The organism is uncultured Campylobacter sp. (genome assembly GCF_938040115.1).
Classification (GTDB): Bacteria; Campylobacterota; Campylobacteria; order Campylobacterales; family Campylobacteraceae; genus Campylobacter_A.
The window spans coordinates 1-4,829 of sequence record NZ_CALHXD010000110.1; the positions used below are offsets into that span (position 1 = coordinate 1).

A 4,829-nucleotide genomic window follows, 5' to 3' on the forward strand; every position below is an offset into this window, starting at 1 on the left:
GCGGGCGGAGTTTATGATTTTGCCTTTGAGGTGTACGGGGTAAAGCAAGACTACGGCAAGGCGATGAAATTTTATAAAAAGGGCTGCGATAAGGGAAACTACAGATCGTGCAATAATCTGGGCTTTATGTACGAAAATGAAAAAGGCGTAAAGAGGGACTACAAAAAAGCGTTTGAGTTATATACTAAGTCTTGCGACATCGGATTGTCTATCGCCAAAGCACTTATTAACATTAGGCAAAAAACCGTAATTTTTTTCATAATATCCGCCTTTCAAATAAAAATTTAACGCATTCTATACCCCCCACCCCTTAAAAAATCGTTAAATTTACCCTTGTTTTTTGACGTCAAATTTTAACTATCTTCCTCTTTACAAGGAAACTTTGCTATAATTTTCCAAATTTAAAAGGCAAAAAATGCAAATCCTAAACGCACTTTATCAAAACCCGCCCAAAAATATCAAATTTATAAATAGAAAATTTGAGATCACAGCACCAAAAACGCTGATAAAAGGCGGTATAGGAAGCGGCAAAACCTCGCTTATCGCTGGCTTTTTGTCGGCATTTGATAGCAAAGAGTTTTTGTACGTAAATTTAGGCGACCTTCGCATAGATGCGGATGAGATTTTGTCAAATTTGCCCGAGTTTTTACACCAAAATCCGCAGATAAAAATTCTAGCGATCGATGATTTTGAGCAGAGATTTCAGGAAAAATTTGAGCCGATTTTGCAGCTAAATTTATCAAATTTTATCCTAGCCTCGCGATTTAAAGATGCAAATTTAAGCGGCTTTAGCGAGCTAAATTTGGATTTTTTAGACTACGAGGAATTTATCGCCTTTTTTTCGAAAAAGATCGATCCAGAGACGCTTTTTAGCCACTTTTTGCTTCACGGCAGGAGTCCGGCATCAGCCTTTGGCGACGCCGAAAACGTCGCGGCAAATCTACAAACCGCGCTAAAATCGTCTCTATCCGCCACGCAGCTGGCCGTACTAAAAGAGTGTGCGAAGACTCAGGCGCAAAATGTGAGCGTTTTTGAGATTTTTAGCACGCTAAAATCCGCCCGCAAAATCTCAAAAGACAGTGTTTACGGCGCGCTTAGCGAGCTGGAAAACATGAGCGCGGTTAGCCTAGTGGAAAAATTTAACGAGCCAAACGCCGCAAAAAGGCTTTATTTTAACGACTTTGCGTTTAAAAGTGCGCTAAGCATAAAAAAGGACTTCGCTAAAAATTTTAACAATACGGTTTTTTGCGAGCTGGCCAAATTCAACGAACGGATTTTTTACACCAAGGAGCTTGATTTTTTCCTGCCAAAAAGGAAACTTGCTATCATTTGCTCGCCGTTTAGCGATGCGGATTTGGTCTTTTTAAAATTTAAAAAACTGCACGCAAATTTAAAAAATTTAGGTATAAATAGGCTACAAGCAATCAGCGTGGCAAACTCGGGCGAGACGAGCGTAGAGGGCATAAAATGCGAGGTCGCGCCGTTTTCGCGCTGGGCACTGGGTATATAAGGAGCGGTTATGAGAGCGGTTACGGCAATATTTTTAGCCTGCGTTTTGGCGCTAGGCTACGAGATCAAACACGAAAACGAGGGCAAAATTTATAAATTTGCAGGCGAGGCGGACGGGAGCAAATTTGAGCTCTACATCAGCGAGCTTGAGGCCGAGTTTGAAAATTTTAGCGACAAGGGCGTCGTTTCACCGCCTAAATTTCAAGGGCACGCCTTTTTCGAGGGCGCCAGATACGACTTTAGTAAGGGCAGCATCGAAAAATCGGGCGCCGATATAACTGCCGTAAATGCGGTCACCGAGTGGCTAAATCTAAGCGTGAAAGCGGATAGCGGCGAACTAACGGGCAAACTAGCGATCAGAGGCAAGGCGCGAAAAGTCGTGCTAAAACAGGTCGCGAGCTATGATTTTGCCGCGCTAGGGCTGCAAGAGATCGGGCGAGACGGGGCGCGATTTGAAGCCGTAGCGAGTGACTTTTACTCCTCCAAATTTGCTCAAAATATCAAAAAATTCCTCGCCGCAAAGCTTGAAAATTTTAAATCGACATGGCTCAAAGACCCATCAAAAAACATCGCAAACGCGCTAAATAACCTCGAGTATCAAAACGGCAAAATAAGAAGCGTCTGCGAACTCGGCGCGAGCGGGAAAATCTGCAAAACCGTCTGGCTAAAAAAACTAAAAAAGATAAATTTGAGCGACGTTTTTAAGGATTTAGACGATGCAAATTTAACTGCGATCTTTGCAAAAGAAAAGATAGCTCCGAGCGAAAATTTTACGCTCTCGCCAAGCGGGATTACGTTTTTTGACGGCGCGACCGGCGGCAAAAACAGCGAGATCTCGCTACCGCTTGAGCCTATCAAAGAGCATTTAAAGCAAAATTTTGGGCTGTTTTAGGCAAATTTTCCGCCAGAAAAGGAAACTTTGAAACATGCAAGACAAAATTTGATAGCTTAAATTTTGCAAAATTTATTTGAAAGCGTAGCGATGAAAAACAAATCTAACGCCCAAATCTGCGGTATCGACGAGGCGGGACGCGGCGCGCTAGCTGGGCCTTTGGCGGTAGCCGCATGCGTGCTAAAGCGCGAGATAGCTGGACTAAACGACTCTAAAAAACTGACGGCAAAGCGGCGAGAGGAGCTGTTTGGCCAGATTGCCAAAAACTCGGAATTTCTCATCGCGTATTTTTCAAACGAACAAATCGACGAACTGGGCCTTAGCGAGTGCCTCAGACGCGCACTGCGGCTGTTTAAGGCGCATTTTGCGGGCTGCGAGCTGCTCTACGACGGCAACGCAAACTACGGCACCGGCATAAAAACGATGATAAAAGCCGATGGCAAAGTGGCACAGGTAAGCGCGGCCAGCATCCTAGCTAAGGTAAGCCGCGACGCGCTGATGACGGCGTGGGACGGCGTGCATACGGGCTACGGATACGCCGCACACAAAGGCTACGGCACGAAGGTACATCTGAATGCGGTAGCAAAACTAGGCGACTCGCCGCTGCAAAGACACAGCTTTCGCATAAAAAGCTTTGAGTGTGGGTTGTTTGACGAGCAAATTTGACTTTGTGTAGCCTTGTTTTCGTAAAATAGATTGAACATTTGCGCGACGATAAATTATACGATTTTTTCATATAAACATCAAAAAACTAAAACTAGAATGTCTTTAAATTTAACTGTTTTATCGGCGACCTTACGAGTGACCGAATTATGCGATACGGCCTAGTTGCCGAATTTGATTTTACAAGAAAACAAGAGTAAATTTGATATTTACGCACGCTTATCGCAATGCCGTTGACCTCAGGGCGACCACCGCTTGGCGTAGCGGTAAAACTCTAAATTTTAGTTAAAAATCCCGCAAATTTAAACGCAAAAATGAAGCAAATTTGGCTTATTTTGCGTTGGATATTTTAAAAGCTGTGAAACTCCTCATAAACACAAAAAGCCGACTCGTTCGTGTAAAAATATCGTGCTAAGACTTAGATTTTCGCGCTTTGTAGTCTGTTTGAGGTGTGCTGTTTGGCGAGTTCCTTTTGAAGATATATTTTTTTGCCATTAGGGTTAAAGAGTCTAAATTTACGAGCTCCTAGCCCCTCGCTGTGCCCTATTTTTCTATGATTTCTTGCATAAATTTTAGATATTTTACGGTGCCTGCGAGCAAATTTTCTAAGCTACCGTGTGAGATATTTTTTATATCAAATGCGTCCGTTACGCCGTTTTTTGCCGTTTGTATTATAAATATAAATTTGGCAAACATCTTTGTCATACACAGCGTCCGTTTCCTCAGCTTCGTTTGGGACACGGTTTATCTTGGAGTTAGCCGTAAATTTTCTTTAAATTCGCAAGATTTGCGCTCAAATTTAAAAGTAGCATATCGGCTGTTACGAGCCTTGCCATCGCGGTGGCTACGACGCTGCCGCGCACTCCGATACACGGATCGTGTCGTCCGCGCAGCTCGCAGATGACGTCCTCGCCGCGCACGTTTTGCGTCGCCTGAGATAAAAATATCGACGGAGTCGGCTTAAAATGCGTTTTTATCACGACCTCTTGTCCGCTCGTCATGCCGCCCAGCGTCCCGCCCGCGTGATTTGAGGCAAAACCGAATTTTTCGTTTGAATTTGAGCCGCGGCAAGCCTCGCCGTCTGCCTCGCTTTTGCATTCGCCAAATTTGCCACCGTTTAAATTTGACCGCTGCTTCGCACCGTCAAGAGCAGGGTTATCCGCGCTCAAATTTACGCCGCGAGCCGAGTCGGTCAAATTTACGCCCGCATACGCCGTACTCATCGAGTCGTTATTTTTGCTGCCGCGCATTTTGCTCGCGTTTACGCCCTCACCGACCTCTACGGCTTTGACGCCGTTTATTCCCATCATCGCAGCCGCGATGGCCGCATCAAATTTATAGTATAACCCCTCGCCAAGCCCCGCCGGTGCGCCGCGGATCACCGTTACGACGCTAGCTCCGACGCTATCGTGCTCACGCTTGGCTTTTAGGATTTCCTCTTTCATCGCTTCTTCGTTGCCTAGCGAAAATATCTCCGAGCGCGCCGCGAGATCAAAGTCTAACCGCTCGCCGCACGAAATTTCGCCCACGCTAGCCACGCCGCTTTGTACGCTGATGCCAAATTTGCCCAGCAAAATTTGAGCTATCGCTCCGCCAGCCACGCGCACGGCCGTCTCTCTAGCCGAGCTGCGTCCGCCGCCTCGGTGGTCGCGTATGCCGTATTTGCGGTAGTAGGCGTAGTCGGCGTGCCCGGGGCGAAAGAGCTCGCGCAAATTTTCATAATCGCCCGATTTTTGATTTTCGTTTCGGATGATAAAGCCGATCG

Annotated in this window: 6 protein-coding genes; 4 read left to right on the forward strand and 2 right to left on the reverse strand. The window is 45.7% G+C overall.

Annotation, left to right across the window (positions count from 1 at the left end):
* From Q0314_RS04305 to Q0314_RS04320, 4 genes are all read left to right on the forward strand, one after another.
* Positions 1–288 (forward strand): tetratricopeptide repeat protein (locus Q0314_RS04305; protein ID WP_298056888.1); only part of this gene is annotated, 288 nt, incomplete at its 5' end.
* Between the two features lie 127 nt (positions 289–415).
* On the forward strand, positions 416–1,510 hold the full coding sequence (locus Q0314_RS04310) for an ATP-binding protein (RefSeq protein WP_298056891.1): 1,095 nt from the start codon (positions 416–418) through the stop codon (positions 1,508–1,510).
* Positions 1,511–1,519: 9 nt separating this feature from the next.
* Positions 1,520–2,401: a hypothetical protein gene (locus tag Q0314_RS04315; protein WP_298056893.1), complete on the forward strand. Its 882-nt coding sequence runs from the start codon at positions 1,520–1,522 to the stop codon at positions 2,399–2,401.
* 90 nt (positions 2,402–2,491) lie between these two features.
* Entirely contained in the window at positions 2,492–3,067 is a 576-nt protein-coding gene (locus Q0314_RS04320) for a ribonuclease HII (RefSeq protein ID WP_298056895.1), read from the forward strand.
* Positions 3,068–3,607: 540 nt separating this feature from the next.
* Here Q0314_RS04320 and Q0314_RS04325 read toward each other — a convergent pair.
* Positions 3,608–3,769, reverse strand: coding sequence for a hypothetical protein (locus tag Q0314_RS04325; RefSeq protein ID WP_298056898.1), 162 nt, complete (start codon positions 3,767–3,769; stop codon positions 3,608–3,610).
* A 50-nt stretch (positions 3,770–3,819) separates the two neighbouring features.
* Complete coding sequence (locus Q0314_RS04330; RefSeq protein ID WP_298056900.1) at positions 3,820–4,827, reverse strand: chorismate synthase; 1,008 nt, start codon at positions 4,825–4,827, stop codon at positions 3,820–3,822.
* Between the last annotated feature and the right edge of the window lie 2 nt (positions 4,828–4,829).